This window comes from Pseudomonas sp. p1(2021b), assembly GCF_020151015.1.
GTDB classification, from domain to species: domain Bacteria; phylum Pseudomonadota; class Gammaproteobacteria; order Pseudomonadales; family Pseudomonadaceae; genus Aquipseudomonas; species Aquipseudomonas putida_K.
Map to the genome: position 1 here is coordinate 1,825,105 of NZ_CP083746.1, position 26,372 is coordinate 1,851,476.

Sequence of the window (26,372 nt, forward strand, 5' to 3'; positions counted from 1 at the left end):
GTACTGGCAACACACCGTTCTAGGTTGAACACGACTCCCTATCGACGAGTGTTCCTTACAAGGGTAGACGCTCGTGCGGCGGGCATTCTGAATTCTTTTCCTGGCCTTGGGAACTTTTTTGTTTATCGTTGTCGCCCCGTTCGTCGGTGAACCCTCGGACGGAGTGCTGGACTAATCTGAACACCTGAACCGCGTTGTCATCCATTTACCAAGGGGAGCTTCGGCACATGCAACTGGGAATCGTCGGGCTGGGCCGCATGGGCGGCAATATCGCGAGAAGGCTGATGCTCGCAGGGCACCGGACCGTGGTGCATGACCGTAACCGCGATGCGGTCGTGGCATTGGAGGGCGAGGGCGCCCAAGGGGCCCACGACCTGGGTGCCCTGGTACAGAAGCTCAAGGCCCCGCGTGCCGTATGGGTGATGCTGCCGGCCGGCGAGCCCACCGAGCAGACCATTGCCCAGCTGGCCGAACTGCTGGAGCCGGGCGATGCGATCATCGACGGCGGCAACACCTTCTACAAGGACGACATGCGCCGCGCCAGCGAACTGGCCAAGCGCAGCCTGCACTACCTCGACGTCGGCACCTCCGGTGGCGTGTGGGGCCTGGAGCGTGGCTACTGCATGATGATCGGCGGCGAGAAGGCGGTGTTCGAGCGCCTGGAGCCGCTATTCAAGGCCCTGGCCCCGGGCGTGGGCGACATCCCTCGGACCCAGGGCCGTGAAGGCGAGCCGGGCCGCGCCGAGCATGGCTATATCCACGCAGGCCCTGCTGGTGCCGGGCACTACGTGAAAATGGTGCACAACGGCATCGAATACGGCCTGATGCAGGCCTACGCCGAGGGCTTCGACCTGCTGCGCAGCAAAGGCGGCCCGGAGCTGCCCGAAGACCAGCGCTTCGACCTCGACGTGGCCGAGATCGCCGAAGTGTGGCGCCGTGGCAGCGTGGTCACCTCCTGGCTGCTCGACCTCACCGCCGATGCCCTGGTGGCCGACCCGCAGCTGGCGCGCTTCAGTGGCTCGGTGTCCGACAGCGGGGAAGGCCGCTGGACCATCGACGCCGCCGTCGAACAGGCCGTGCCGGTGCCGGTGCTGTCCAGTGCGCTGTTCGCCCGCTTCCGTTCCCGCCAGCAGCAAGGGACCTACGGCGACAAGATCCTCTCGGCCATGCGCCTGGGCTTTGGCGGCCACGTCGAGAAAGGCAAATGAAGCCACAGAAGATTCCCGCCGCGCCGCCGTGCACCTTGTTCCTGTTCGGCGCCAACGGCGACCTGGTCAAGCGCCTGCTGATGCCGGCGCTGTACAACCTCAGCCGCGATGGCCTGCTGGACCGCAACCTGCGTATCGTCGGCGTGGACCACAACCCGGCCACCGCGCAGGCGTTCGCCGACCGCCTGCATGATTTCATGGCCGAGCGCGACAAGGGCGAAGGCGCCAACAAATGCCTGGATGACAAGCGCTGGGCACGCCTTGCCAAGCGCCTGGACTACCAGACCGGCGATTTCCTCGACCCCGCCACTTATGCCGCCATCGCCCGGCGCATCGACAAGACCGCCCACGGCAATGCCATCTTCTACCTGGCCACTTCGCCGCGCTTCTTCCCCGAAGTGGCGCAGCGCCTGGGCGATGCCGGCCTGCTGGACGAGTCCGGCGGCGGCTTTCGCCGGGTCGTGGTGGAAAAGCCCTTCGGCACCGACCTTGCCAGCGCCGAAGCCCTGAACGCCTGCCTGCTGGGGGTGATGACCGAGCGGCAGATCTACCGGATCGACCATTACCTGGGCAAGGAGACGGTGCAGAACATCCTGGTCAGCCGCTTCTCCAACGGCCTGTTCGAGTCGTTCTGGAACAACCACTACATCGACCATATCCAGATCACCGCCGCCGAAACCGTCGGCGTCGAGACCCGCGGTGCCTTCTACGACAACACCGGCGCCCTGCGCGACATGGTGCCCAATCACCTGTTCCAGTTGCTGGCGATGGTCGCCATGGAGCCCCCGGCCGCATTCGCCGCCGACGCCGTGCGCAGCGAGAAGGCCAAGGTGATCGGCGCCATCCGCCCCTGGTCGCAGAAGATGGCGCTGAAGAACTCCGTGCGCGGCCAGTACGTGGCCGGCAAGCAAGGCCGCAAGCGCCTGGCGGGTTACCGGCAGGAGCCCAACGTGGCCCCCGACAGCCGCACCGAGACCTATGTGGCCTTGAAGGTGATGATCGACAACTGGCGCTGGGCCGGCGTGCCGTTCTACCTGCGCACCGGCAAGCGCATGAGCGTGCGCGACACCGAAATCGCCATCTGCTTCAAGCCCGCGCCCTATGCCCAGTTCCGCGAGTCGGAGCTGGAGCGGCCCAAGCCCAACTACCTGAAGATCCAGATCCAGCCCAACGAGGGCATGTGGTTCGACCTGCAGGCCAAGCGCCCGGGCCCCGAGCTGGTGATGGAGAACGTCGAGCTGGGCTTCGCCTACAAGGACTTCTTCCAGATGACCCCGGCGACCGGCTACGAGACGCTGATCTACGACTGTCTCACCGGCGACCAGACCCTGTTCCAGCGTGCCGACAACATCGAGAACGGTTGGCGCGCGGTGCAGCCGTTCCTGGATGCCTGGGCCAGCGGCGGCGAGGTGCATGAATACGCCGCCGGCGAGGATGGCCCTGAGGCGGGCAACGAGCTGCTTACGCGTGACAAGCGGGAGTGGCATACCTTGGGTTGATGCCTCGTCCGTACTGGGACAGGCCCACACACAGGGGGGCGCCGGACCTGTAGGAGCGGGCTTGTCCCGCGATCAGGGCGCATGCCGCCCCGGAATGCGCAGTCCAACAAAGGAGCCCCCATGCCAGCCCCGATCGAAGACTACGCCCTATTGGGCAACTGCCGCAGCGCCGCCCTGGTCAGCCGCGACGGTTCATTGGACTGGTTGTGCCTGCCACGTTTCGATGCCCCGGCAGTCTTCGCCGCGCTGCTGGGCAACGAGGAAAACGGCCGCTGGCGCCTGGCCCCCTGCGACCTGGTGGAAACCACCCACCGGCGCTACCTCGACGACACCCTGATCCTGGAAACCACCTACACCACCGCCAGCGGTCGTGCCCGCGTTCTGGATTTCATGCCGCTGGGCGAGCACAGCGCCGTGGTCCGCATGGTCGAAGGCCTGGCCGGCGAAACCGGCTTCGAGATGGACTTGGTGCTGCGCTTCGACTACGGCCGCAGCGTGCCCTGGGTGGAAAGGATCGACCCCCTGACCCTGAGTGCCGTCGCCGGCCCAGACCGCCTCATCCTGCGCAGTACCGAGCCCGTCCATTCCCACGACCACCACAGCGTTTGTCGCTTCCGCGTCCACGCCGGTCAACGCCAGGTGTTCAGCCTGCGCCATCAGCTGTCGCACCTGCCCCCGCAGCCGGACTTCGATGTCGACCAGGCCCTGGAAAACAGCCATACCCAATGGCAGGCCTTCGCTGCCCGCTGCCCCGACGTCGGCCCCTGGACGGCCCTGGTCCGCCGCTCTCTGCTGACCCTCAAGGCCCTGACCTACGCCCCTACCGGTGGCATGGTCGCCGCTGCTACCACCTCCTTGCCTGAGCGCATCGGCGGCGAGCGCAACTGGGACTACCGCTACTGCTGGCTACGCGACGCCACCATGACCCTGCTGGCGCTGATGAACCTCGGCTATTTCGACGAAGCCCAGGCCTGGCGCGAATGGCTGCTGCGCTCGGTGGCCGGCAACCCGGAACAGATGCAAATCATGTACGGCCTGGCCGGTGAGCGCGACCTGCCGGAATTCACCCTGCCGTGGCTCAGTGGCTACGAACAGTCCCGGCCCGTTCGCATCGGCAACGCCGCCGCCCAACAGCTGCAATTGGATATCTACGGCGAACTTGCCGACGCCATGACCCAGGCCATTCGTGGCGGCCTGCCCCGGCACCCGCGCAGCTCCGCCATCGCCCGCCTGATCCTGCCGTACCTGGAGCGCATCTGGCGCGAGCCTGACGAGGGCCTCTGGGAAGTGCGTGGCGGGCGGCAGCACTTCGTGCATTCCAAGGTCATGGCCTGGGTCGCCTTCGACCGCGCCGCGAGCCTTGCCGAAACCACCGAGGAGGACCGCGAGCGCGGGCGGCACTACCGGCAGGTGGCCGATGAGATTCACCGCGAAGTCTGCCAGCAGGGGCTCGACGCCAAACGCCAATGCTTCGTGCAGGCCTACGGCTCGACGGAGGTGGACGCCAGCTTGCTGCAGATCGCCTTGACCGGTTTTCTGCCGGCGGAGGATCCACGCTTCCTACGCACGTTGGCGGAAATCGAAAAGCGCCTGCTGCGCAACGGTTTGCTGCTGCGCTACGACAGCGACCGCTGCAGTGACGGGCTGACACCGGGGGAGGGGACGTTCCTGGTGTGCTCGTTCTGGCTGGCGGATGTGTACGTGCTGCTGGGCCGGCAGGAAGAGGCGCGGGCGCTGTATGAGCGGTTGGCGGGGCTGTGCAACGACGTCGGTCTGTTGGCTGAGCAGTACGACCCGGTGGGCAAGCGCATGCTCGGCAATTTCCCGCAGGCGTTCAGCCATATCGGGATCATCAATACCGCGCTGAACCTGCACCGGGCGCAGTGTCCGGTGCGGGATCGGGCGAGTTGCAGCTGAACCTGCCGCACCGCCGCTCACACCGAAGGCTGGGGCAGTTCGACGGAACGACGCGGTTTCGCATGTCGTCTGAACAGACAGGCATTCGAGACCAGGAGGAGTAGCCCCGCTCATGAACGTGTTCATCGGCTGTGCCGGTTGGAGCGTACCCAGCGCCTATGCCGAGGTGTTTGCGCAGGCGGGCAGCCATCTGCAGCGCTACGCCGCGAGGTTGGGGGCGGTGGAGATCAACAGCTCGTTCTACCGCCCGCACAAGCCCCAGACCTACGCCCGCTGGGCCGCCTCGGTGCCTGATCATTTTCGCTTCTCGGTGAAGATGCCCAGGGCGATCACCCATGAGCAGCGCCTGCACGCCAGCGATGCATTGCTCGATGCATTTCTCGAACAGTGCGGGGAGCTGGGCGAACGCCTGGGCTGCCTGTTGGTGCAGTTGCCGCCTTCGTTGCGATACGAACCACAGGTCGCCCGGCGCTTCTTCGAAGCGGTACGCAGGCGCCATACCGGGCCGCTGGCGTTGGAGCCACGGCACGCGTCATGGCAGTGCGCAGGGCCGTTGCTGACCGATCTACAGATCGCCCAGGTGGCCGCCAGCCCCGCGCGTTTCGAAAGCGATGCCCAGCCCGGCGGATGGCCAGGGCTGATCTATTGGCGTTTGCATGGTGAACCACGGATCTACTACAGCGACTACGCCGAGGCCTACCTGCAGCGCCTGGCCGCAGAGCTTCGAGCGAGCCGCGCGGCGAACGTGCCGACCTGGTGCATTTTCGACAACACCGCCGGCGGTGCCGCCTTGGGGAATGCCCTGGCGCTGCAGGACCGCCTGGACATGTCCCGATGAACGACATGCCGGACAAGGTATTCACCGTGGGGCATTCGACCCGGTCGATCGAAGCCTTCGTCGCATTGATGCGCAGCTTCGGCGTGCAGGTGGTGGTCGACATCAGGACGGTTCCCCGGTCCCGTACCAACCCGCAGTACAACCTGGACGTGTTACCTGGCTTACTACAGCAGGAGGGCATGGATCACCGCCGGATCGCGGCGTTGGGCGGGCTGCGCAAGAAATCGAAGACCGTTGCGCCGCACACCAATGGGTTGTGGCGCAACCGCAGCTTTCACAACTATGCCGACCATGCGTTGGGTGCCGAGTTCGCCGCGGGGCTGGATGAGCTGATCGAGCTCAGTGAAGCCCGGCGCTGCGCGATCATGTGTTCCGAGGCGGTCTGGTGGCGTTGTCATCGGCGCATCGTCGCCGATCATCTGCTGGTACGGGGAATCGAGGTCATGCACATCATGGACATCGGCAAGGCCACCCGGGCGCAGCTGACGCCAGGTGCCGAGGTTCATGGCTTGAAGGTCGAATATCCGCTCCCATAGAAGAACGCGCACTACGCGCTGATTTTGCAGATCCCTGTAGGAGCTGGCGACAGCCTGCGATGGGCCGCAAAGCGGCCCCTTAAGTCTGGAAGGCTCCACCATTTGAAGGCTTGGGGCTGCTTTGCAGCCCATCGCAGGCTGTCGCCAGCTCCTACCGAGATTGCGCCGCTCTCAAGACGTGCGAAAACACTGTGGGCTTACCGGCGATGGGCCCAGCCTCAGCCAGCCAGGCTGGCGTTGTCGATCACGAACCGATACTTCACCTCGCCCCGCAGCATCCGTTCGTAGGCCTCGTTGATCTGCTCGGCACGCACCAGTTCGATATCCGCGACGATGCCATGCTCGGCGCAGAAATCGAGCATCTCCTGGGTCTCGGGAATGCCGCCGATCATCGAACCGGCCAGGGTGCGGCGCTTCATGATCAGGTTGAAGACGTTGGGCGAGGAGTGCGGCGAGGCTGGCGCGCCCACCAGGGTCATCGCCCCGTCGCGCTTGAGCAGGACCAGGAAGGCATCCAGGTCATGGGGCGCTGCGACCGTGTTGAGGATGAAGTCGAAGCTCTGGGCATGGGCGGCCATCTGCTGCGCATCACGCGACACCACCACCTCGTCCGCGCCCAGCGCCAGGGCCGCTTCGCGCTTGTTCTCGGAGGTGGTGAACGCCACCACATGGGCACCCATGGCGTGGGCCAGCTTGATCCCCATGTGTCCCAGGCCGCCGATACCGACCACGCCGACCTTCTTGCCTGGCCCGGCATTCCAATGGCGCAGCGGCGAATAGGTGGTGATCCCCGCGCACAGCAGCGGCGCCACCGCCGCCAGTTGCGCTTCGGGGTGGCCGATGCGCAGCACGTAGCGTTCATGCACGACGATGGCCTCGGAATAACCGCCCAGCGTCCAGCCCGGGGCATCCGGGGTCGGGAAGTTGTAGGTGCCGACCATGCCGTCGCAGTAGTTCTCCAGGCCTGCGTCGCAGTCATCGCAGTGCTTGCAACTGTCGACGATGCAGCCCACGCCGACCAGGTCGCCTGGCTTGAACGAGGCGACGTGTGCACCGACTGCCGTCACGCGGCCGACGATCTCGTGGCCCGGCACGCAGGGGTAGTGGGTGCCTTCCCACTCGGAGCGCGCCTGGTGAAGGTCTGAATGGCAGATGCCGCAGAAGGCGATCTGGATCTGGACATCGTGGGCACCGGGGGCGCGCCGGGTGATGCGCAGCGGCTCCAGGGGTTGGTTGCCGGCATGGGCGCCGTAGGCATTGACTTGCATGGTATGACCCTCGTGAAGTTCGTGAGGGGCATTGTCCAGGTGGCAAGGCGCTGACCAGTAGCGTGATCCGCTGGATTGCTTGCCTGATCCTGTTGAGCATGCCGGTGTTTGGCGCCATGGGAGCAATCGTTGAAATCAAGCCGAGTTCACTATCGCGAAGGCGACTGCCTATCCAACGCGCGCCCCAATGGCCCAGCGCCATTATTATCGGGCGTAGTTCCTCGCCTGCCTCGGTCAGGTTGTACTCCCAGTACTTTGCCCGTGGCTGTGCGAGTGTAGAGGAATAGCGTTCAGCAGGATAGCAGAGAGGAATTAGCATCATTAGCTTGGCTACTGATTGCTTCGGGTCCAGGCTGTGTGAAAACCTCCGGCGCGATTCGACTGGTTAAAAAACAACCCAGAATTCGCGCTTCTACATGAACTACAGCTTAGTTGACCATGGCATTCATATGGGTTTGCCTGGCCTGTGCGATCTAGGGCAAGAGCTGGGGGGCGTCAAATATTAATCATGATCTAACTGGATTTCGAGAATGTCGTCTTCGAATTCGTCCTTTTCCCCTGTCGGCCTCCATCCCAGGTGTCGATAGAAGCCATAGGAACGAACGCTCGGATCGCTGGAACAAGCTAAGAAGAGGCGATGAAACCCTTGATTCTTGAGTGTGTCGACCATCATCGCAAGAAGCATTTTGCCGACTCCCTGGCCTTCGTACGCAGGCAGAAGCGCCAGGACAACAATCTCGCCGGTATTCCGATCGCCAAAGCAATAGCCAATCATTTGACCCTTCACACAGGCGATGAAGCCAGGGCAACTGCCGTTTCGGATGCCCGTGTTCCAAGATTCGATAGTGATGCCAAGTGCACGCAGCTCTTCTTCTGAAAATGCATTTTCCCGAGTCATACCTCGGATCCTGATACACATGGCAGCGTCATCGGGCGTGGCAGGGCGATAGGTCAGGTCGGTCATGAGAGTTATCACTGGGTGGGGCTGGGCGATGATGATTCAAAAAAAGTAGGAAATATTCGTAATGGCAGGCATCCAAACCAATGTCCACACTCGTCAAATTTTTTCGCAATGTCAAACGAGCCAATGTTTTTAAGTGTAATTCGCTCGCTGCCTTGTCATGGGCGCTGGAAGCGAAAGCAGCCATTGAGTGGCGTATGGCTGCATTAAAAAGAAGCGCTGCGCGCGGTCACCGAGTGGGAGGGTGACGCCATGGATGATATGAATATCGCTATCTACCAATTTTCTCAGTTCGTCGAAGAACTGCCCGACATCCAACGATGGATCCCGAAGGGTCGCGAGTAGGCGCTGCCGCTCAGCTTCTGTTTGACATCCCCCGTAGAGGTTATTCCCGCTCCTGACAGGAATTACCCCTTGGTCAGATCAACCAACGGCGTCTGCCGCACCTGGGTTTCGCGCCCACCCTGTATCTCGCTCACCCGTTTCAAGGCCTGGTCCACAGCCGCCTTGTCCGCCAATAGGCTGTAGCTGATGTGGAACTGCCGGCGTTGCTTCGGTCCGATTGTCGGCACCAGGTTCAGTGGCCGCTGGTAACGGCGGTTATAGGAAAAACTCGTTCCTGGCTCCAATCCCGTGACATAGCCCTGGCCTTGGGTATCGGTATTCTTCCACAAGGAAAACACAGGCAGTGTCCGAGTGTTGAAACCGACCGAAACGCCCAGGGTGCCGGCCTTGTTATGCAACACGGTCACTGTATCGCCCTTGGCATCGGCATAGGGCACCACGTTGTAGACCGTTTCGTCATAGTCCTTGGTGGGAGCGCGGTAGGTTTGCCAATCGGGCAGGTCGCCCTTGGCCTTGTCGTTGAACGGCGACACCTGTTTCACCGGGGCGGCGAAACGAGCGCCCTGCTCCAGGAATGGGGTGCTGAAGTTACTGTGATACAGCGCCTGGTATTCCTTCGGATAGTCGCCGTTGTTGGTGAGGGTGTCGTTGAGCGTGAACGCCACGCTGCCGGGTTGAGTAACCAATTCGGTCGCGATGGAGAAGTCGACCTTCTTGAATGCCTGCTCTTTCAGTTCGCCACGCAAGGTAATGGCGTACGGTGGTTTCTCATCGATGTGCAGGGTGACATTGCTCGCAGGAATGTTGGCGGCCCGACCGTGCAGGGTCAGCAGCTCGCCGTTGTCGATGCCGGGGTGGCCGACCCATTCGTAACCGCAGCGGGTGACCAGCTCGTTGAAACCTTCCAGCCAGCCTAGGCCATTGCGCCCATTGAGTTCGATGAAGGAGGGGTTGACCACTTCCTTGACTGGCGAATCCCAGCCCATGCGCACATCACCGACCGAGGCCTGCAAGACGTTCATTCCGCGAGTCGGCACCACCGAAAGTTTCATCGTGCCGTTATCGATGTCGACGATGCTGACACCCTCCTGCCGACCGCCGTGCAAGGTACGCATCGTGACGCTGAAGGGCTTGTCGGTCTTTATGCCCAGCTCCTGGCTGGTGATCTGCCAGCTCTGGGCGGGTTTGTCGGTGTCGAGCAGGACATAGTCCCAAGCCATCGCCTGGGTGGTCGCGAACAGGGCGGTGAGTGCAAGGAAGTGTTTGGGGGAGCGCATGGCGGCAGCCTTTCTTGGAGTTGTGCCTTTTTATAGCCTTGGAGAAACGTTTCAGCAAGCTAGGTCAATGAGGCTTCCGGCGAATGTAAGAAAACATTTGATATCCGTGGGCGCCAACCCTTTAATTCGCTTGCTGGTTATTGGCCATGTGCCACTATTTTCCCAATCCGCCCTCGTCGCCACCGCCAAAGGATTGAGTCATGGATTCGTTTGCAAGATCCTGCCTGTATGCCGCACTTCTTGCCGGTACCGTTGTTCTCCACGGCTGTTCCAGCTGGCAGCCTGCCGGGGCCTACGGTATCGAATCCGCTGTCCGGGATTCCGAGGTCAGCGCCCTGCCCAAGTCCCAGGCACAAGCTGTGGTATTCATCGACCCCTCCCAGCTGGGCACTGCCATCGACAAGTCGGCTGAAGGATTTGCCGGAAGCGCCTGTGAAGTGTCCTTCCGCCTCTATCCAGAACTGTATGCGCAGTCATTCCAGAAGCTTTCCATGGTTTATCGGCGTGTAGATCTGAAGCCATTGGGCAGTTCTGCGGCTGGGTACGATCTGGCGGTATTGCCGCAACTCGATGATGTTCAATGGAGCGCTGACGGGCCCAGTGCCAATATGGCGGCCGTAAAAGTGCTGTTCACGTTGATGGCGGGCGGCGCATCGAAGAACAGCTTCGAAGCCTTCCAGATGGCCCGTGGCGACCTGGGGCGCTGGCACCAGGGCTGCCCGGACGCAACGAAGTCCTCCTCAAAGGCGGCGCAAGAGGCTGTCGGACTGGCGGTGAACCGGATCGTCCGAGAGATGGCGGCCCAGCCCATTCGTGCAGGCGGGGCCTCGATTCCCCTGCCCGGTGAGCAACAAAGCCTGCTGCTGATGCAGATCCAGGGCCTGCGAGGCAATGCTGGGGCGCTCAATCACGAAACGGACTATACCCCAGTCATTGCGGCCGGCCTGGACGTCACGGCGGCGGCCTACAACCTGAAGGGCAGAAGCGCCGAAGCAACGACGGCGCAGAGCCTGGCAAATCAGCTCAGAGCAGGAAGAGGGACCACCGATGCGGTGGGCGAGGGCGCTGCCATGGCTGCTGTCGCAGCAAGCGACGGCATCCCGGTGCCTGCCGCGGCTTCATCAGCCAGTTGCAGCGGCGACTACAGCTTCCTGGCGCCACAGCTGCGAGCCTATCAGGACCCTTCATTGTCCGTGGTTCGCTCCAACTACCTGACGCAGCCCATCTCCAACGACATCGCGTTCCTGCGCAGTAAAGGGCTCGACAAGCAGGGTGCGATCAACGCCATGCTGCAGAATGCCGCGTTATACGACCAGACCGCTCGTGAAGCCGCACAGCAGGCGCGCGACTCCGATGGGCATGGCGATGTCAGCATTCCACAGGCGCAAAGCGATCAACTGCGCCTGGATTTCCCGTGCGATCAGACCAGCATTCATGCGACGGGCGTTTGCACGTACATTCAGCATAGGTGGACCAGTCTCTATGAGCGCACTACAGCTGAGCTGATAGAACGGTGCTGGAACTAAGCCCTCACTGCCCCTTGGAGGCAGCCGGCTTTCCCCCTGCCCAGAAGCGGTTTATCCGCCAAGCGTGCGACGGGCAGGGGAAGCCGGCAGGGGCCTGAAAGGCGCCGGCTAGCGAGCCAAGGCTTCTCGGCTGTATTCCCCATCGACCAAGCGCAAGAGGCCTAGTGGGTTGGCATCTTGCAGCGCGGGTGGAAGGAGTTCGTCGGGGTAGTTCTGGAAGCACACCGGCCGCAGGAATCGGTCGATGGCCAAGGTGCCCACGGAGGTACCGCGGGCATCGGAAGTGGCCGGGTAGGGGCCGCCGTGTACCATGGCGTCGCAGACTTCCACACCGGTCGGGTAGCCGTTGAGCAGCAGACGACCGACCTTGTCCTGCAACAGGTCGCTCAACCAGCCGTGGGCCAGCAGTTCGGCGGGTTCGCCGATGAGGGTGGCGGTCAGTTGGCCGCGCAGGGCCTTGACCGCATCGGCCAGCTGGGCCTGGTCTTGGACCTCGACCACCAGGGTCGCGGGGCCGAAAACCTCTTCCTGCAACAGTTCATCGCCTTCGAGCAGCAGGCTGACGTCGGCTTGGAACAGCTGTGGCTCGGCGTGTTGCGCCCCCTGCGCCGCCCCTGCCAGGTGGCGGATGCCTGGGTGGGCATGCAGGTGCTCCAGCGCTTGGCGGTAACTGGCCAGGGTGCCGACATTGAGCATGGTCTGGGCCGGTTTGTCGGCCATCTGGGCTTCGAGCTGCTCGATGAAGGCGCTGAACGCAGGCGAGCGCAGGCCCAGGACCAAGCCTGGATTGGTGCAGAATTGCCCACAGCCGAGGGTGACCGAGGCGCTCAGTTCCCGGGCGATCGCTTCGCCGCGAACCTTCAGCGCATCTGGCAGGACGATCACCGGGTTGATACTGGACATCTCGGCGAACACCGGAATCGGCTGTGGGCGCTCGGCGGCCATGCGGCACAAGGCGTTGCCACCCTTGAGCGAGCCGGTGAAGCCGACCGCCTGGATCGCCGGATGCTTGACCAACTCGAGGGGAAACGTCGATGACATTCAGTCTCGACGTCGGAGCCCCTGCAGTCGAAAATTGTTCACATGCAGGGGCAAAAAATGGTCACAAAATAGCGGACAATCTATTGTTGCGAGTTTCTCCCAAAGGTATATTTCGCGCCGATTGATGGCTCAATGCCATATTGCGTATCCACAGCGAAATACCCTCCCAAGGGCACCGCCTAGGTGCATCGATTGTGCAGTGAGTCCGCTCTCTAATTTCGCCGTCCTGGACGGCATCACCGGTCATGGTTATTCGAGGCTCCGTAGATGTTCGACCCCGTTGTGAAGGTACTGGCTGATATGAGTGTGCGGTCGAAACTGGCCTTGGGCTTTGCACTGGTATTGCTGTTGACCTTGGTGATCGCCGGGATTGGCTGGGGAACGCTGAGTAGTCTGGGCGAGCGCAGTGCCAAGCTCAGCAGTGTCGCGAAAATCAATGAAGAGACGCGTGACGTACGCATCGCGCGGTTGAACTACACCGTCTCCCCTGGGGCTGGCCAGGCCGCGCTGATGGTCAAGGCGACAGATGAACTGAGCCTGCGGATTGGGGCGCTTTCCAAGCATTTCACCGACTCCAACGATTTGCGTTGGGTTGGGCAAGCAGAAAATGCGGTCAAGGCCTACCGTACACATTTCCAGGACTACGCCCGTGCTATCGAGGCGCATGACCAGGCCCAGGCCACGCAGGCCCTGGCGGTCCTGGAGGCAGATCTCGAACGCTTGCTCGAGGCCGCCGGGCAGTTGTCCGACAGCCAATCGCAAAAGCGCGATCGTGAGGTGCAGTCGTCGCAGCAGCGCTTGATCTTCGCTGCGTTGCTGGCGCTATCGTTCGGGGTCCTGGCCGCCTGGGGGATCACCCGTCTGATCGTGATGCCGTTGAAGCAAGCTCTGCAGGCTGCCGAACGCGTGGCCAGTGGCGACTTGAGTCAGGATGTCGTGGTGTCGCGGCGCGATGAGCTGGGCGAGCTGCAAGCCAGCATGCAACGCATGACACTGAATCTGCGGGATTTGATCGGTGGCTTGCGCGATGGCGTGGTGCAGATCGCGAGCGCCGCCGAAGAACTGTCTGCCGTCACCGAGCAAACCAGTGCAGGGGTGAGCAGCCAGAAGGTCGAGACGGACCAGGTCGCTACCGCAATGAACCAGATGGCCTCGACCGTGCAGGACGTGGCACGCAGTGCCGAACAGGCCTCGAGCGCGGCGGTCAACGCAGGACAAGAGGCGCGGGAAAGTGACACGGTCGTCACCCAGGCCATCGATCAGATCACGCACCTGGATATCGAGGTCGGGCACTCGACGCAAGCCATGGCCGAGCTCAAGCGCGAAAGCGACAAGATCGGCACGGTGCTGGATGTGATCAAGTCCGTCGCCCAGCAGACCAATCTACTGGCCTTGAACGCGGCCATCGAGGCGGCGCGAGCCGGTGAAGCCGGCCGTGGTTTTGCAGTGGTTGCCGATGAGGTTCGCAGCCTGGCGCAACGTACCCAGGTCTCCACCGAGGAGATCGAAGGGCTGATCAGCGGCTTGCACCGTGGTACGCAGCAGGTCGCCGATATCCTGGAGCGCAGCCGTGCGCTCACGAGCAACAGCGTCGAACTGACTCGTCGCGCTGGCACATCGCTGATGAATATCAGCCGGTCGGTGGCTACCATCGAGTCGATGAACCTGCAGATCGCCACGGCATCGGAGCAGCAGAGCGCGGTGGCGGAGGAAATCAATCGCAGCGTGCTCAATGTGCGCGAAGTGTCCGAGCAGACTGCGGCGGCCAGCGAGGAAACAGCCGCTTCGAGTGTCAAGCTGGCGCAGCTGGGGGCCGAGCTGCAGATGCTGATGGGCAAGTTCAAGCTTTGACGTGTCAGCTCGCTGCGCGGGCCGTGCCTGAAAACGCACGATGGCGAGCGAGTCTCGCCATCGTGCAGTCCTTTCAGAGCGTCTCGCCCACGGCGCCGGCCGCGATCTTGTTGCGCCCGCCAAGCCATACCAACAGCAGGCCACCGGCTGCCAGTAAACCGCCGGCGACCGGTACCGCGGCGTAGCCAAGGTTCAGGCTGATGACGCCGCCACCCAGTGCCGCGCCCACGGCGTTGCCGAGGTTGAAGGCACCCACGTTGATCGAGGAGGCCAGCCCCGGGGCTTCGGCAGCAGCGATCATCACGCGCATCTGCAGGGGCGGTACCACGGCGAAGGTGAATACGCCCCATACCAGCAGGGCCAGGGCGGCGCCGACGTGGGTGCCGAGCACCAGCGGCATCAGGACCATGATCAGGGCCAGCACGCCGAGGAAGATGCGCGCCGAGCCGTCCAGCGACCAGTCGGCCAGGCGCCCGCCCAGGCTGTTGCCCAGGGTGAAGCCGACGCCGATCAGCACCAGGCCCAGGGTGACGAAGCTGTCCGAAGCACCGGTCAGTTCGGCAAGCACCGGGGCCACGTAGGTATACAGGGTGAACATGGCGCCGGCACCGAGCACGGTGGTGGCCATGGCCAGCAGGACGTTCGGCCGGGCGATCACGGCCAGTTCCCGGCGTACATGGGGCACGCTGCCGCGTTCACCCTTGGGCAGGGCATACCACAGCGCGGCCATGGCCAGGATGCCGAGCACTGCGGTACCGGCGAAGGCCAGGCGCCAGCCGACTTGCTGGCCGATCCAGGTGGCGGCGGGCACGCCGCCGATATTGGCGATGGTCAGGCCCATGAACATGGTGGCGATGGCGCTGGCCTGTTTCTCGCGAGGCACCACGCTTGCGGCCACCACCGCACCCAGGCCGAAGAAGGCGCCGTGGTTGAGGCTGGTGATCAGGCGCGAGGCGAGCAGGGTGCCGTAGCCTGGCGAGAGGGCCGAGAGCAGGTTGCCCAGGGTGAAGATGGCCATCAGCGCGATCAACGCGCCGCGCTTGCCGAAGCGGCTGAACAGCAAGGTCATGATCGGTGCACCGACCATCACGCCGACGGCGTAGGCGGTGACCAGCATGCCGGCGCTGGGGATGCTGACATCCACCCCTTCGGCGATGACGGGCAGCAGGCCCATGGGGGTGAATTCGGTGGTGCCGATGCCGAAGGCGCCGATGGCCAAGGCTAGCAGGACGTGTCCGGGTTTCATTGCATAGGCTCCTTCGAGCGTTGCGAATCAGGTAGGTGCGCAGTATGGCTGGGGCAGGGGGTAGGATTAAGTCACGATTGCGCTAATGACCTTTGATCTGGAGTCATTAATAGAGAGAAGGGGGCGGAGGGGGACTGGAGCTTGTGTAGATCGGGGCTGCGTTGCAGCCCATCGCGGGACAAGCCCGCTCCTACAGAAGGGCGTGTTCAGCCTGCTGGAGCGGTTGGAGCGGTCAGTCGTGGTGCTTGTGCTTATGCTTGTGCTTGTGTTTCTTGCCGGAGTTGTGGCTGCCGTGGTGGTGGTCGTCATCGGCCATGCTATTGCCGATGGCGCTGCCTGCTGCACCGCCGAGGCCAGCACCGATGGCGCCGCCGGTGGAGCCACCGACCTGGTTGCCGATCACCTGGCCGCCGGCCGCGCCGAGGCCGCCACCAATCGCTGCCTCGGTCTTCTTGCCGTGCTTGGCCGACACCGCGCCGCCTGCCGCACCGCCCACACCGGCACCGATCGCGGCACCTGTGCTGCCGCCGATCGCCTGGCCGACCACGCTACCCAGGGCACCGCCGACACCGCCGCCGACAGCGGTATTGGTGGTTTCACCGGCGAGGGCGTAGGGGGCCGACATCAAGGTGAACAGTGCAATTACAGGAAAGGACTTACGCATTTTCTATCAATCTCTGGATGGAACGAAGGTGCGAAGTCTGCTGGGTGCTGGGGTTTCGGTCAATGCAGGGCTGGGTACGAGCCGCCCATCGCGCCCCATGTGGTAACGCTGCAGGTCCTTGGCCAGGATCAGGTTGCCGCTGTAGTGCGCCATCGCTTCGGCGCGCACATCCTCGATGGACGGGCTGCGCTGCGGGTTGGGCTGGTAGCGCGCACTGAAGTGCGTGAGCACCAGGTTGCCGATGCCGGCCGCCTCTGCGAACTGCGCCACGGCCGCAGCGGTGCTGTGGCCGAAGGTCACCTGGGTGCGTTCGACGATCGGCTGGGTGAAGGTCGCTTCGTGCACCAGCACATCCACGTCCTGGGCGACGTCTGCGAGCAATTGTGGGCTGTCGTTGTCGCCACAGACGATGATCCGCCGTGGCGGGCGCGACGGGCGCAGGTAGTCCAGGGCGTTCAGTACGCGGCCTTCATGCTGCACCGGGTTGCCGTGGGCCAGCTCGCCCCACAATGGGCCGCGGGGGATGCCGTCGGCCTCCAGGCGCGGGATGTCCAGGCGTGGTTCGGGGTTGATCTCGGTGAACACGAAACCATGGCTGGGCACCCGGTGCGACAGCGGTACGGTGCTGACCTGGATATCGTCGTTGCGCCAGGTGCCGAGGTCTTCGAGGGCCAGCAGGCGCAGTTCGAATGGCAGGTAGGTGTGGCTGACGGCCAGGCCCAGGCGCAGCCAGTCGTGCAGTGCGGCAGGCAGGATCAGGTCCAGTGGCTGGGTGCGCCCGGACATGCCGGCACTGGCCAGTAGCCCCGGCAGGCCGAAGCAATGGTCGCCATGCACGTGGGTAATGAACACGCCGCGCAGGTCGCGGATCGACAGGGAGGTATGCAGCAGCTGGTGCTGGGTGGCCTCGCCGCAATCCACCAGGTACCAGTGGCTGCCCGTGGCTTCGATGACGGCGGTGCCGGTGACATTGCGGGCCTTGGTGGGCATGCCGGCGGAAGTGCCCAGAAACTGCAGGTCCATTGGCTGGCTCCTTTGCGGGTCGCAGGTCGGGTTATTGTACGACCATGCGCACGGGCAGGAAGTCAGTCCAGTGGCGAACGTCTTCAGAGGGTGGTGTTTGGACGATCGCGCGCCGCGCGGGTGGCGCGCGATCTCAAAAACACCGAGGCGGCTGCGGCGAACCTCAACCCAACACTTTCCCCGCCACTTCATCCACCGCTGCCTTGGTGATGGCCACGATGCGCTCGGCATCCTGCTTGTCCAGCACCAGCGGTGGGGCAAAACCGAGGATGTCGCCGTGGGGCATGGCACGGGCGATCATGCCGCGTTCCAGGCACGCTGCCGACACCTGCGGGCCGACCTTCAGTGCCGGGTCGAACGCAGTGCGAGCCTCGCGGTCGGCCATGAATTCCACCGCGCAGAGCATGCCGTCGCCGCGCACCTCGCCCACCAACGGGTGGCCCTCGAAGGTTTCGCGCATGCGTTGGTTGAGGTAGGCACCGACCACCTCGGCGTTGCCGGTCAAGTCCTCGCGCTCGAGAATGTCCAGGTTGGCCAGGGCCGCCGCGGCGCAGATCGGGTGGCCCGAGTAGGTCCAGCCGTGGCCCATGGGGCCGGCCTTTTGCGAGCCTTCCTCGATCACGTTCCATACCTTCTCGCCGACGATCACTGCCGACAGCGGTGCATAGGCGCTGGTCAGCCCCTTGGCGGTGGTGATCAGGTCCGGGCGGATACCGTAGCGCTGGCTGCCCATCTTCGAGCCGAGGCGGCCGAAGGCGCACACCACTTCGTCGGCGATCAGCAGCACGTCATAGCGGTCCAGCACGGCCTGGATCGCCGCCCAGTAGCCCTTGGGCGGGACGATGATGCCACCGGTGCCCATCAACGGTTCACCGATGAAGGCGGCGACCGTGTCGGGGCCTTCGGCGAGGATGAGCTTTTCCAGCTCGTCGGCGCAGTAGCGCACGAAGGCCTGCTCGTCCATGCCGGCGGGGGCCTTGCGGTACCAGTGCGGGCAGACGGTGTGGGTGACGCCCGCCACCGGCAGGTCGAAGTGCTGGTGGAAGCTGGGCAGGCCGGTGAGGCTGCCGGTCATGATGCCCGAGCCATGGTAGCCACGGTCGCGGGAGATGATCTTCTTCTTGTTCGGGCGTCCGAGGATGTTGTTGTAGTAGCGCACCAGCTTGACCTGGGTCTCGTTGGCGTCGGAGCCGGAGAGGCCGTAGTAGACCTTCTTCATGCCCGCAGGCGCCCAGTCGATGATGCGCCTGGAGAGCTCGATGATCGCCTCGGTGGAGTGGCCCACGTAGGTGTGGTAGTACGCCAGCTCCTTGGCCTGGCGATGGATCGCGTCGGCCACTTCGGTGCGGCCGTAGCCGATGTTCACGCAGTACAGGCCGGCGAAGGCGTCGATCAGTTCGCGGCCTTCGTGGTCACGCAGGCGGATGCCCTCGGCACCGGTGATGATCCGCCCCTTGAGCGCGCCGCTGGCATGGTCGTGGGCGTGGGTGGACGGGTGCATGAAGTGGGCACGGTCTTGCTCGAACAGCTGGTTGTATTCGGGGTTCATGGCAAACACTCCTTAGAATTGACCTTGGTGGTGCACGCAGAAATATTTGGTCTCGACGAAGGGCTCGAAGCCCTCGATGCCGCCTTCGCGGCCCAGGCCCGAAGCCTTCATGCCGCCGAACGGGATGGGGTGGCCGGTGAACTTCACGCCGTTGACCGCGACCATGGCGTGGTCCAGGCGGCGGATCAGCGGGTGCACCACGTCCAGGCGGTTGGAGCAGATGTAGGCGGCCAGGCCGTACTCGGTGTCGTTGGCCATCTCGATGGCCTGCTCCAGGGTGTCGAAGGGCATCACCCCGGCGATGGGCGCGAAGTTTTCTTCCTGGTAGATGCGCATGGCCGGCGTCACGTCTGCCAGCACGGTGGGCTGGTAGAACCAGCCGCCCAGGGCATGGGCCTCGCCGCCCACCAGGCGGCGGGCGCCCTTGGCGATGGCGTCCTCGACCCGCGCCACCGTGGCGTCGAAGGCGCCCTGGTGCATCAGCGGGCCGACGTCGGCCGGGGTCTCCTGGCCGTCGACCATCGCCGGCCCCACGCGCAGGGCCCGAACTGCCTCGGCGAAGCGCACCAGGAAGGCCTCGTACAGTGGGCGCTGGACCATGATGCGGTTGGCCGCGCAACAGTCCTGGCCGGAGGTCTGGAACTTGGCGGCCACGGCGACCTTCACCGCCAGGTCCAGGTCGGCGTCGGCACAGACAATGAAGGGGGCATTGCCGCCCAGCTCCAGGGCGACCTTCTTCACATCATGGGCCGCTGCCTGCAGCACCAGCTTGCCGACCCGGGTGGAGCCGGTGAAGCTGACCGAGCGCACCCGCGGGTCGCGCACCAGGGTTTCCATGGCCATCTGCGGCTCGCCGATGACCACGTTGAACACGCCCGGCGGCAGGCCTGCGTCCTCGGCCAGCTGGGCCAGGGCCAGGGCCGAGTAGGGCGTCTCGTGGGCCGGCTTGACCACCACGGTGCAGCCGGCGGCCATGGCCGCGGCGGCTTTGCGGGTGATCATGGCGCTGGGGAAGTTCCAGGGCGTGAGCAGCGCGCACACACCTACCGGTTCCTTCACCGTGCCCAGGTCGGCGCCGGGGATATGGCTGGGGATGGTCTGGCCGTACAGGCGACGCGCCTGTTCGGCGAACCAGGGGATGAAGCTGGCGGCGTAGGCGATTTCGCCGCGTGCCTCGGCCAGGGGCTTGCCTTGCTCCTGGCTGAGGATGCGCGCCAGGGCCTCCTGGTGTTCGAGGATCAGTTCACCCCAGCGGCGCAGCGGCGTCACACGTTCCTCCAGGCGCAGGCTGCGCCAGGGTGTGAAGGCGCGCTGGGCGGCGTCCACCGCAGCGACGATCTGCTCGTGGTCGAGCAGCGGCACATGGCCAATGGTCTGGCGGTTGGCCGGGTCGAGGACGGCGATGCTGCTACCGCTGGTGCTGTGCAGCCATTGGCCGTCCACGTGGCACAGTTGCTTGAACGGGTATTCGTCTGACATGAGTTGTTCTCCCATACCTCTTGTTGTCGTTGCGTCCGCTGGGGCTAGGCCAACACGTCGGCAATCACCGCCAAGGTGTCGCCGCACTGCACCAGCCCGGGGAAATGCCGGGCGGCCAGCAGGCCGTCGCGGCGCGCGCGGTATTCCACCGGCGCGCTGCCGGTGCGGCGGATGTCATGGATACGGGCGATCACTTCGCCCTGGTGCACCTGCTCGCCCAGGTCGCGGCACATTTCCAGCAGGCCGTCGTGCTCGCTGGCGATGAAGCAGTCGCCGTCGGGCATGTCGAGCATGATCGACTCGGCGGGCGTCACTTCGCCCTGGAGGATGCCGGCGTGCACCAGCAGGTTGCGCACGCCGCGCTCAGCCAGGGCGATGCTGCGTGCGGTCGAGGTGCCGCCGCCGCCCAGTTCGGTGGTGACGAACACCTTGCCCTGGGCCTCGGCGGCAGTGTCGTACATGGCCTGGGCGTCGAGTTCGAGCATGCGCATGGCATAGGGCGCGGCGAATGCCCGCATGCCCGCTTCGCAGCGTGCCTGCTGGGCCTTGTCGGGCAGCACGTGGCAGGCGGCGAACGGCAGGAAGTCCAGGGTGCGGCCGCCGGAGTGGATGTCCAGCACCACGTCGGCCAGGGGCAGCAGGGTGCGCCGGAAGTAATCGGCGATCTTCTGCGTGACCGTGCCGTCGGGCTTGCCCGGGAAGCTGCGGTTGAGGTTGCCCTGGTCGATCGGCGACGTACGGGTGCCGGCATGGAACGCCGGGGTGTTCATGAACGGCACGATGATCACCCGGCCCGAAACCGCTTCGGCGCGCAGCTGCTGGGCCAGCTTGCACAACGCCACCGGGCCTTCGTACTCATCGCCATGGTTGCCGCCGGTGAGCAGGGCGGTAGGCCCTGCGCCGTGCTTGACCACGGTGATGGGGATCATCACCGCGCCCCAGGCCGAGTCGTCGCGCGAGTAGGGCAGCTTGAGGAAGCCGTGCTGTACGCCGTCGCGGGTGAAGTCCACGGTGCTGCTGATCGGGTTGGCCACCTCGGTGGCGGTGTCCGTGAATGCGTTCATGGCGTTAGTCCTTGACGAACAGCTGGCGCGGCACGTTGCACAGGGTTTCTACCCCGGTCTCGGTGATCAGGATGCTTTCGGTGATCTCCAGGCCCCAGTCGTCCATCCACAGCCCCGGCATGAAGTGGAAGGTCATGCCCGGTTGCAGCACGCTGGTGTCGCTGGGGCGCAGGCTCATGGTGCGCTCGCCCCAATCCGGCGGGTAACTGATGCCGATCGGGTAGCCGCAGCGGCTGTCCTTATGGATGCCGAACGTCTCCAGCACCTTGAAGAAGGCCCGGGCGATGTCGCCGGTGGTATTGCCGGGGCGGGCAGCTTCCAGGCCGGCGGCGATGCCCTCGACCACGGCCTTCTCGCCGTCGAGGAAGTGCTGCGGCGGCTTGCCCAGGTACACCGTGCGCGACAGCGGGCAGTGGTAGCGTTTGTAGCAGCCGGCGATCTCGAAGAAGGTGCCGGCGCCGAGGGTGAAGGGCGAATCGTCCCAGGTCAGGTGCGGGGCGCTGGCGTCGGCGCCGGTCGGCAGCAGGGGCACGATGGCAGGGTAGTCGCCGCCATGGCCGTCCACGCCGAGGATGCCGCTGCTGTAGATCTCTGCCACCAGTTCGTTCTTGCGCATGCCCGGTTCGATACGCTCGAGGATGCGCCCATGCATCTTCTCGACGATACGCGCGGCGATGCGCATGTATTCGATCTCCTGGGGCGACTTCACCGCCCGCTGCCAGTTGACCAGCCCGGCGGCGTCGTTGAAGGTCGCCTGGGGCAGCTGCCGGTTCAGGGCCTGGTAGGCCGCGGCGCTGAAATAGTAGTTGTCCATCTCCACGCCGATGTTGAGCGCGCCCCAGCCCTTGGCCAGGATCACTTCCTGGCACAGGTAGTCCATGGGGTGACGTTCGCGCGATTGCACGTAGATGTCCGGGTAGCCGACGATATTGTCGTGGCTCATGAACACCGTGCGCTTGGCGCCGTTGGCGTCCTGGCCGCGACCGAACCAGATCGGCTCGCCGTCCAGCGCCAGCAGCACGCACTGGTGCACGTAGAACGACCAGCCGTCATAGCCGGTGAGCCAGGCCATGTTCGACGGATCGGTGACCAGCAACAGCTCCAGGCCCTGTGCCTGCATGGCGGCGCGGGTCTTGGCCAGGCGCTGGGCGTACTCTTGCCGACTGAACGGCAGGTTGACCACTGACTGAGACATTGCAATGCCCTCTGATGAGTGGGGGTGGGGAGGTTCAACTGTTGAATGCCAGGCCCTTGCCTGCGGCGCGGGCACGCTCGAAGGCGAGGTTGGCGATGGCGGTGTCCTGGGCGCCGGTGCCGGTCAGGTCGCACAGGGTGATTTGGCTGGCATCGGTGCGGCCGGTTTGCTGGCCGGCGACCACCTGGCCGAGTTCGCACAGGGTGGCCTCGTCGGTGACCGTGCCGGCGCGCAAGGCGTGGTGCAGCTCACCCAGTACGCGGGTCTGGCCGAGGCGGTCGGCGACATAGCGGTCGACCTGGGCCAGCACCTGCGGGGCGATCTCGTTCTTGTGCTCGGCGTCCGACCCCATGGCGGTGATGTGCAGACCCGGTTGCAGGTGACGGGGCTGGATCAGCGGTTCGCGGCTGGGCGTGCAGGTGAGCGCGATGTCCACGCCCTGCATGGCCTGGTCGATGCTGTCGCACAGCGCCAGTTGCAACGTGCCGTCGCGGCCCAGCTCATCGGCCAGCGCCGCGGCCTTGGCCGGGTCGCGGGCCCACAACTGCACTCGCTCGATCGGCCGCACCAGGCGCAGCGCCTGCAGTTGCAGGCGGGCCTGCTCGCCACTGCCGATCAGGGCCACGCAGCGGCTGTCCTCGCGGGCCAGCCAGCGCGCCGCCACCGCACCCGCCGCGGCGGTGCGCACGGCGGTGAGGTAGCCGTTGTCCAGCAGCAGGGCATCGAGCAGGCCGGTGCGTGCCGAGAGCAGCATCATCATGCCGTTGAGGCTGGGCAGGCCAAGGCTGGGGTTGTCGAAGAAGCCCGGGCTGACTTTGATCGCGAAACGCTCGATGCCCGGCAAGTAGGCGGTCTTCACATCCACCTCGCCGTTGTGCTCGGGCACGTCCAGACGCAGGATCGGCGGCATGGCCACGTTGGCCGTGGCCAGCAGGGCGAAGGCCTGCTCGACGGTGTCGACCGCGGCGCGGTCGAGGGTGATGCAGTCTCGCAGGTCGGCTTCGTTGAGCAAGGTGATGGCCGGCATCGGTGAACCTCCAGTGAGCGAAAAGGGAAAACCTCAGGCGTTGTCGCCGTTCATCACCCGCAGGTGCTGGGCGGTGTCGACGTTGCGCCCGCTGACCACCACCACGATCGGCCCGCGCGCCGGCACCAGGCCGTCGAGCAGGGCGGCGATACCCACCGCGCCGGCCCCTTCGAGTACCTGGCGCTCCTGGTGGTAGGCATGGCGCAGGCCCGCTGCGATGGACGCTTCCTCGAGCAGGTGCAGCTGGTCGAGCAGGCGCTGGGTGAGGGCGAAGGTATGGCGGTTGTCCAGGCCAATGCCGCCGCCCAGGGAGTCGGCCAACGTCGGCAGCTCCTGCACCTCGACCGGATGCCCGGCCTGCAGGCTGGCGTGCATGGCGGCACCCCGGCGCATGCTGATGCCATGGGTGGTGATGGCCGGGTTGAGGCCCTTGAGGGCCAGGGCCACGCCGGCGAACAGGCCGCCGCCGGAGAGGGGCACCAGTACCTGGCTGACGTCGGGCAACTGTTCGATGATCTCCAGGCCCAGGGTGCCCTGGCCGGCAATGACGGCAGGATGGTCGAAGGGCGGCACCAGCGCGGCGCCCTGTTCCTCGGCATGACGCTGGGCGGCGTGCTGGGCGTCGTCCTGGGAGAGGCCGACGATGCACACCTCGGCGCCCAGGTCGCGAATCGCCTGGACCTTGTTGGCCGGCACCAGCTGTGACAGATAGATGGTCGCCTGCACGCCCAGTTGCGAGGCCGCGAAGGCCAGCGCCCGGCCATGGTTGCCGGTGGAGGCGGTGACCACGCCGCGTGCCCGTTGCTGTTCACCCAGGCAGGCCACGGCGTTGCTCGCGCCGCGCAGTTTGAAGCTGCCGGTGAGCTGCTGGGATTCGAGTTTCAGGTACACCGGCACGCCGACCAGGCGGCTCAGGCTCGGCGAATGTTCCAGCGGCGTGCGACGCACGAGCCCCTGGATGCGCTGGTGGGCAAGGTGGATATCGTGAAGCGAAAGCTCTGACATGACCGCATCCCAACGAGTGACCGGGTGTTGGGCGGAGTCTAAGAGCGGCAAATTGTCGTGATGAATGTACTAGGTCAATTTGCCGGACATTTTTTTGGACCGCCGTCGGCAGCGATCGCAGCAGCCTGTGGGAGCGGGCAGCATTGGTCGCTTGTTCTCTGCGCGACAGCGCAGCCCCGAAGGGCTGGGTATCTCCCACAGGCCTCTGCTAAATCAATGGGTTATATAGGCCGCAGCGGCCCCTGGTCACAGTTCATGGATCTGCGGGTATTGCCCGAACAGTTCATGCATGTCGGCCAGCGCCTGGCGCATCTTGGCATCCGAGCACTCGGCGCCTACGCACAGTCGCACCGCCCGTGGCCGCGGCGTGCCGCGCACCAGGAACGGCTCCGGCGGGGTCACCGCGATGTGCCGGCGGCGCAATGCCCGCACCAGGCTGTCCACCTCCCAGTGCGCGGGGATCCCCAGCCAGGCCCCCAGCGCCTGGGCCGGGTTGCCCAGCAGGTAGTCGCCCAGGTGCTCGCGCAGCATCGCCTGCCGCCCACTGATCAGCTTGCGCTGCAATTCGGCCAGCTGCGCCGCGCGCCCATCGTTGATCCAGCGTGTGGCGATCTCCGCCACCAGCGGTGTGGCCATCCAGCTGTTGACCCGCAGGATGCTCTCGGTGCGCAGCGCCAGGCGCTTGGGCATGGCCAGGTAACCGACCCGCAGCCCGGTGAGCACCGACTTGGTCATGCTGGTGCAATAGAACGACAGCTCCGGCGCATAGTGGCTGATCGGCCGGGCGCGGCGTTCGCCCAGCAGTGGCCCGTACACATCGTCCTCGATGATGTGCACGCCAAAGCGTCGGGCGATGGCGGCGATCTCCCGGCGGCGGGCGTCGGGCATCAGGCTGGTGGTGGGGTTGTTGAGGTTCGGCGTGCACACCAGTGCGGTGACCCGCTCGTTGCTGCAGATATCCTCGAAATGCTCCGGGTCGATGCCGTCGCGGTCCATCTCCAGGCCCTTTAGAGTGAACCCCAGCACCTGGGAGTTGCCGATCACGCCGTGGTCGGTCAGGCCTTCGCAGAGCACCACGTCATCGGGCCCGGCTAGCGAGGCCAGGGCCAGGAAGATGGCGTGGGCCGCGCCGTTGGTGACCAGCACGTCGTCGCGCTCCACCGTCATGCCCAGGCCCGCCAGCCAGCGCACCGCTGCCTCGCGATGGCTTTCGAAGCCGGCGATGGGGCGGTAGGCGTGGATCCACGGCTGCTCTTCCTCCACGCTGAGCTCGGCGCAGGTCTCGCGCCAGATCCGCTCGTGCACCTGGGTGTGCAGGATGCGCGTGATGGAGAAATCCACCAGGGTGCGCTCGGGCAGGTCGATGATGTCGTCGGCCACCCGGTCGCTCATGCGCCGGCTGACGAAACTGCCGCGGCCGATCTCGCAGCGCACCAGGCCCTGGCGCTCCAGTTCCTTGTAGGCATTGGTCACCGTCTGCACGCTGATCTCCAGGGCATCGGCGACATGCCGCTGGGGTGGCAGGCGCTGGTCGTGCACCAGTTCGCCGCGTTCGATCTCCCCGGTGATGGCCTGCACCAGCAGTTTGTACTTGGACTCGCCGATGCGTGCCGAATCGAGGACTTTCTTCCAGTTTTCCATGGGTAGCGCTTCGCTGGCCGGGACTGCGCACAGCATCGCCTGTGCAGGATCTTCAGGCAATTGTCCTAGTGCAATGCCATCGCTGTTGAGGCTTTTGTATGCTCCGGCCCAAGGTCGACACCCGTTACACGAACAAGAGCCTGTCGGCCCGCCGGAACGCTCGGGCTGTGCACCGATCGAACGACACATCCGGCCTTCGCTGTTTTGCTCCA

General features: G+C 64.9%; 20 protein-coding genes and 2 pseudogenes. 7 read left to right on the forward strand and 15 right to left on the reverse strand.

The window, feature by feature from the left end:
* Positions 1–227 precede the first annotated feature (227 nt).
* The 5 genes from gnd (at position 228) to K8374_RS08400 (ending at position 5,998) form a co-directional block, all read left to right on the forward strand.
* Positions 228–1,208, forward strand: a complete 981-nt coding sequence (gnd, locus tag K8374_RS08380; RefSeq protein ID WP_263498524.1) for a phosphogluconate dehydrogenase (NAD(+)-dependent, decarboxylating) — start codon at positions 228–230, stop codon at positions 1,206–1,208.
* Positions 1,205–2,707 (forward strand): glucose-6-phosphate dehydrogenase, encoded by a 1,503-nt coding sequence (gene zwf / locus K8374_RS08385; RefSeq protein WP_084855775.1) that lies wholly within the window; start codon positions 1,205–1,207, stop codon positions 2,705–2,707. Before gnd ends, zwf begins: the two co-directional genes overlap by 4 nt.
* A gap of 120 nt (positions 2,708–2,827) precedes the next feature.
* The gene (locus tag K8374_RS08390) at positions 2,828–4,624 is read left to right on the forward strand and encodes a glycoside hydrolase family 15 protein (protein ID WP_224458635.1); all 1,797 of its coding nucleotides are present in this window, start codon (positions 2,828–2,830) and stop codon (positions 4,622–4,624) included.
* Between the two features lie 112 nt (positions 4,625–4,736).
* Positions 4,737–5,462 (forward strand): DUF72 domain-containing protein, encoded by a 726-nt coding sequence (locus K8374_RS08395; protein WP_224458636.1) that lies wholly within the window; start codon positions 4,737–4,739, stop codon positions 5,460–5,462.
* Positions 5,459–5,998 carry a DUF488 family protein gene (locus K8374_RS08400; protein ID WP_224458637.1) on the forward strand — a complete coding sequence of 180 codons (540 nt, stop codon included), beginning with the start codon at positions 5,459–5,461 and terminating at the stop codon, positions 5,996–5,998. Before K8374_RS08395 ends, K8374_RS08400 begins: the two co-directional genes overlap by 4 nt.
* Before the next feature lie 218 nt (positions 5,999–6,216).
* On the opposite strand, the gene K8374_RS08405 is transcribed toward K8374_RS08400, so the two are convergent.
* From K8374_RS08405 to K8374_RS08420, 4 genes and pseudogenes are all read right to left on the reverse strand, one after another.
* Entirely contained in the window at positions 6,217–7,266 is a 1,050-nt protein-coding gene (locus tag K8374_RS08405) for an NAD(P)-dependent alcohol dehydrogenase (RefSeq protein ID WP_224458638.1), read from the reverse strand.
* Positions 7,267–7,408: 142 nt separating this feature from the next.
* Positions 7,409–7,538: pseudogene (locus K8374_RS26420) on the reverse strand (winged helix-turn-helix transcriptional regulator); the annotation flags it as partial.
* A 230-nt stretch (positions 7,539–7,768) separates the two neighbouring features.
* Complete coding sequence (locus tag K8374_RS08415) at positions 7,769–8,230, reverse strand: GNAT family N-acetyltransferase (RefSeq protein WP_224458639.1); 462 nt, start codon at positions 8,228–8,230, stop codon at positions 7,769–7,771.
* Positions 8,231–8,634: 404 nt separating this feature from the next.
* Positions 8,635–9,849: an aldose 1-epimerase family protein gene (locus K8374_RS08420; protein WP_224458640.1), complete on the reverse strand. Its 1,215-nt coding sequence runs from the start codon at positions 9,847–9,849 to the stop codon at positions 8,635–8,637.
* Between the two features lie 200 nt (positions 9,850–10,049).
* Between K8374_RS08420 and K8374_RS08425 the strand changes: the two genes are divergently transcribed.
* Positions 10,050–11,375 (forward strand): hypothetical protein, encoded by a 1,326-nt coding sequence (locus K8374_RS08425; protein WP_224458641.1) that lies wholly within the window; start codon positions 10,050–10,052, stop codon positions 11,373–11,375.
* Positions 11,376–11,483: 108 nt separating this feature from the next.
* Here the strand turns inward: K8374_RS08425 and K8374_RS08430 are convergent.
* A pseudogene (locus K8374_RS08430) lies at positions 11,484–12,392 on the reverse strand (aldehyde dehydrogenase family protein); the annotation flags it as partial.
* Between the two features lie 291 nt (positions 12,393–12,683).
* Here K8374_RS08430 and K8374_RS08435 point away from each other — a divergent pair.
* The gene (locus K8374_RS08435) at positions 12,684–14,267 is read left to right on the forward strand and encodes a methyl-accepting chemotaxis protein (protein WP_224458642.1); all 1,584 of its coding nucleotides are present in this window, start codon (positions 12,684–12,686) and stop codon (positions 14,265–14,267) included.
* 73 nt (positions 14,268–14,340) lie between these two features.
* Here the strand turns inward: K8374_RS08435 and K8374_RS08440 are convergent, their stop codons facing one another.
* The 10 genes from K8374_RS08440 to K8374_RS08485 form a co-directional block, all read right to left on the reverse strand.
* On the reverse strand, positions 14,341–15,513 hold the full coding sequence (locus tag K8374_RS08440; protein WP_224458643.1) for an MFS transporter: 1,173 nt from the start codon (positions 15,511–15,513) through the stop codon (positions 14,341–14,343).
* Positions 15,514–15,745: 232 nt separating this feature from the next.
* Entirely contained in the window at positions 15,746–16,177 is a 432-nt protein-coding gene (locus K8374_RS08445; RefSeq protein WP_224458644.1) for a glycine zipper domain-containing protein, read from the reverse strand.
* Between the two features lie 6 nt (positions 16,178–16,183).
* Positions 16,184–17,200, reverse strand: a complete 1,017-nt coding sequence (locus K8374_RS08450) for a ribonuclease Z (RefSeq protein ID WP_224458645.1) — start codon at positions 17,198–17,200, stop codon at positions 16,184–16,186.
* A gap of 163 nt (positions 17,201–17,363) precedes the next feature.
* Positions 17,364–18,749 carry an aspartate aminotransferase family protein gene (locus K8374_RS08455; RefSeq protein WP_224458646.1) on the reverse strand — a complete coding sequence of 462 codons (1,386 nt, stop codon included), beginning with the start codon at positions 18,747–18,749 and terminating at the stop codon, positions 17,364–17,366.
* 12 nt (positions 18,750–18,761) lie between these two features.
* Positions 18,762–20,228, reverse strand: a complete 1,467-nt coding sequence (locus tag K8374_RS08460) for an NAD-dependent succinate-semialdehyde dehydrogenase (RefSeq protein ID WP_224458647.1) — start codon at positions 20,226–20,228, stop codon at positions 18,762–18,764.
* Positions 20,229–20,272: 44 nt separating this feature from the next.
* Positions 20,273–21,292: a N(2)-acetyl-L-2,4-diaminobutanoate deacetylase DoeB gene (gene doeB / locus K8374_RS08465; RefSeq protein WP_224458648.1), complete on the reverse strand. Its 1,020-nt coding sequence runs from the start codon at positions 21,290–21,292 to the stop codon at positions 20,273–20,275.
* A 4-nt stretch (positions 21,293–21,296) separates the two neighbouring features.
* Complete coding sequence (gene doeA, locus K8374_RS08470; protein ID WP_224458649.1) at positions 21,297–22,487, reverse strand: ectoine hydrolase DoeA; 1,191 nt, start codon at positions 22,485–22,487, stop codon at positions 21,297–21,299.
* Between the two features lie 34 nt (positions 22,488–22,521).
* On the reverse strand, positions 22,522–23,514 hold the full coding sequence (gene eutC / locus K8374_RS08475; protein WP_224458650.1) for an ectoine utilization protein EutC: 993 nt from the start codon (positions 23,512–23,514) through the stop codon (positions 22,522–22,524).
* Positions 23,515–23,547: 33 nt separating this feature from the next.
* Complete coding sequence (gene eutB, locus K8374_RS08480) at positions 23,548–24,519, reverse strand: hydroxyectoine utilization dehydratase EutB (RefSeq protein WP_224458651.1); 972 nt, start codon at positions 24,517–24,519, stop codon at positions 23,548–23,550.
* Positions 24,520–24,765: 246 nt separating this feature from the next.
* Positions 24,766–26,160, reverse strand: coding sequence for a PLP-dependent aminotransferase family protein (locus K8374_RS08485; protein ID WP_084855741.1), 1,395 nt, complete (start codon positions 26,158–26,160; stop codon positions 24,766–24,768).
* Positions 26,161–26,372 lie beyond the last annotated feature (212 nt).

What these genes read in the sequence shown, in the direction of transcription:
- zwf (WP_084855775.1), top strand. Translation starts at nt 1,205, where the DNA reads ATGAAGCCACAGAAGATTCCCGCCGCGCCGCCGTGCACCTTGTTCCTG.
- K8374_RS08450 (WP_224458645.1), bottom strand. Translation starts at nt 17,200, where the DNA reads ATGGACCTGCAGTTTCTGGGCACTTCCGCCGGCATGCCCACCAAGGCC.
- K8374_RS08390 (WP_224458635.1), top strand. Translation starts at nt 2,828, where the DNA reads ATGCCAGCCCCGATCGAAGACTACGCCCTATTGGGCAACTGCCGCAGC.
- K8374_RS08425 (WP_224458641.1), top strand. Translation starts at nt 10,050, where the DNA reads ATGGATTCGTTTGCAAGATCCTGCCTGTATGCCGCACTTCTTGCCGGT.
- K8374_RS08445 (WP_224458644.1), bottom strand. Translation starts at nt 16,177, where the DNA reads ATGCGTAAGTCCTTTCCTGTAATTGCACTGTTCACCTTGATGTCGGCC.
- K8374_RS08485 (WP_084855741.1), bottom strand. Translation starts at nt 26,160, where the DNA reads ATGGAAAACTGGAAGAAAGTCCTCGATTCGGCACGCATCGGCGAGTCC.
- gnd (WP_263498524.1), top strand. Translation starts at nt 228, where the DNA reads ATGCAACTGGGAATCGTCGGGCTGGGCCGCATGGGCGGCAATATCGCG.
- K8374_RS08440 (WP_224458643.1), bottom strand. Translation starts at nt 15,513, where the DNA reads ATGAAACCCGGACACGTCCTGCTAGCCTTGGCCATCGGCGCCTTCGGC.
- K8374_RS08420 (WP_224458640.1), bottom strand. Translation starts at nt 9,849, where the DNA reads ATGCGCTCCCCCAAACACTTCCTTGCACTCACCGCCCTGTTCGCGACC.
- doeB (WP_224458648.1), bottom strand. Translation starts at nt 21,292, where the DNA reads ATGAACGCATTCACGGACACCGCCACCGAGGTGGCCAACCCGATCAGC.
- K8374_RS08435 (WP_224458642.1), top strand. Translation starts at nt 12,684, where the DNA reads ATGTTCGACCCCGTTGTGAAGGTACTGGCTGATATGAGTGTGCGGTCG.
- K8374_RS08415 (WP_224458639.1), bottom strand. Translation starts at nt 8,230, where the DNA reads ATGACCGACCTGACCTATCGCCCTGCCACGCCCGATGACGCTGCCATG.
- K8374_RS08400 (WP_224458637.1), top strand. Translation starts at nt 5,459, where the DNA reads ATGAACGACATGCCGGACAAGGTATTCACCGTGGGGCATTCGACCCGG.
- eutB (WP_224458651.1), bottom strand. Translation starts at nt 24,519, where the DNA reads ATGTCAGAGCTTTCGCTTCACGATATCCACCTTGCCCACCAGCGCATC.
- K8374_RS08395 (WP_224458636.1), top strand. Translation starts at nt 4,737, where the DNA reads ATGAACGTGTTCATCGGCTGTGCCGGTTGGAGCGTACCCAGCGCCTAT.
- doeA (WP_224458649.1), bottom strand. Translation starts at nt 22,487, where the DNA reads ATGTCTCAGTCAGTGGTCAACCTGCCGTTCAGTCGGCAAGAGTACGCC.
- K8374_RS08455 (WP_224458646.1), bottom strand. Translation starts at nt 18,749, where the DNA reads ATGAACCCCGAATACAACCAGCTGTTCGAGCAAGACCGTGCCCACTTC.
- K8374_RS08460 (WP_224458647.1), bottom strand. Translation starts at nt 20,228, where the DNA reads ATGTCAGACGAATACCCGTTCAAGCAACTGTGCCACGTGGACGGCCAA.
- eutC (WP_224458650.1), bottom strand. Translation starts at nt 23,514, where the DNA reads ATGCCGGCCATCACCTTGCTCAACGAAGCCGACCTGCGAGACTGCATC.
- K8374_RS08405 (WP_224458638.1), bottom strand. Translation starts at nt 7,266, where the DNA reads ATGCAAGTCAATGCCTACGGCGCCCATGCCGGCAACCAACCCCTGGAG.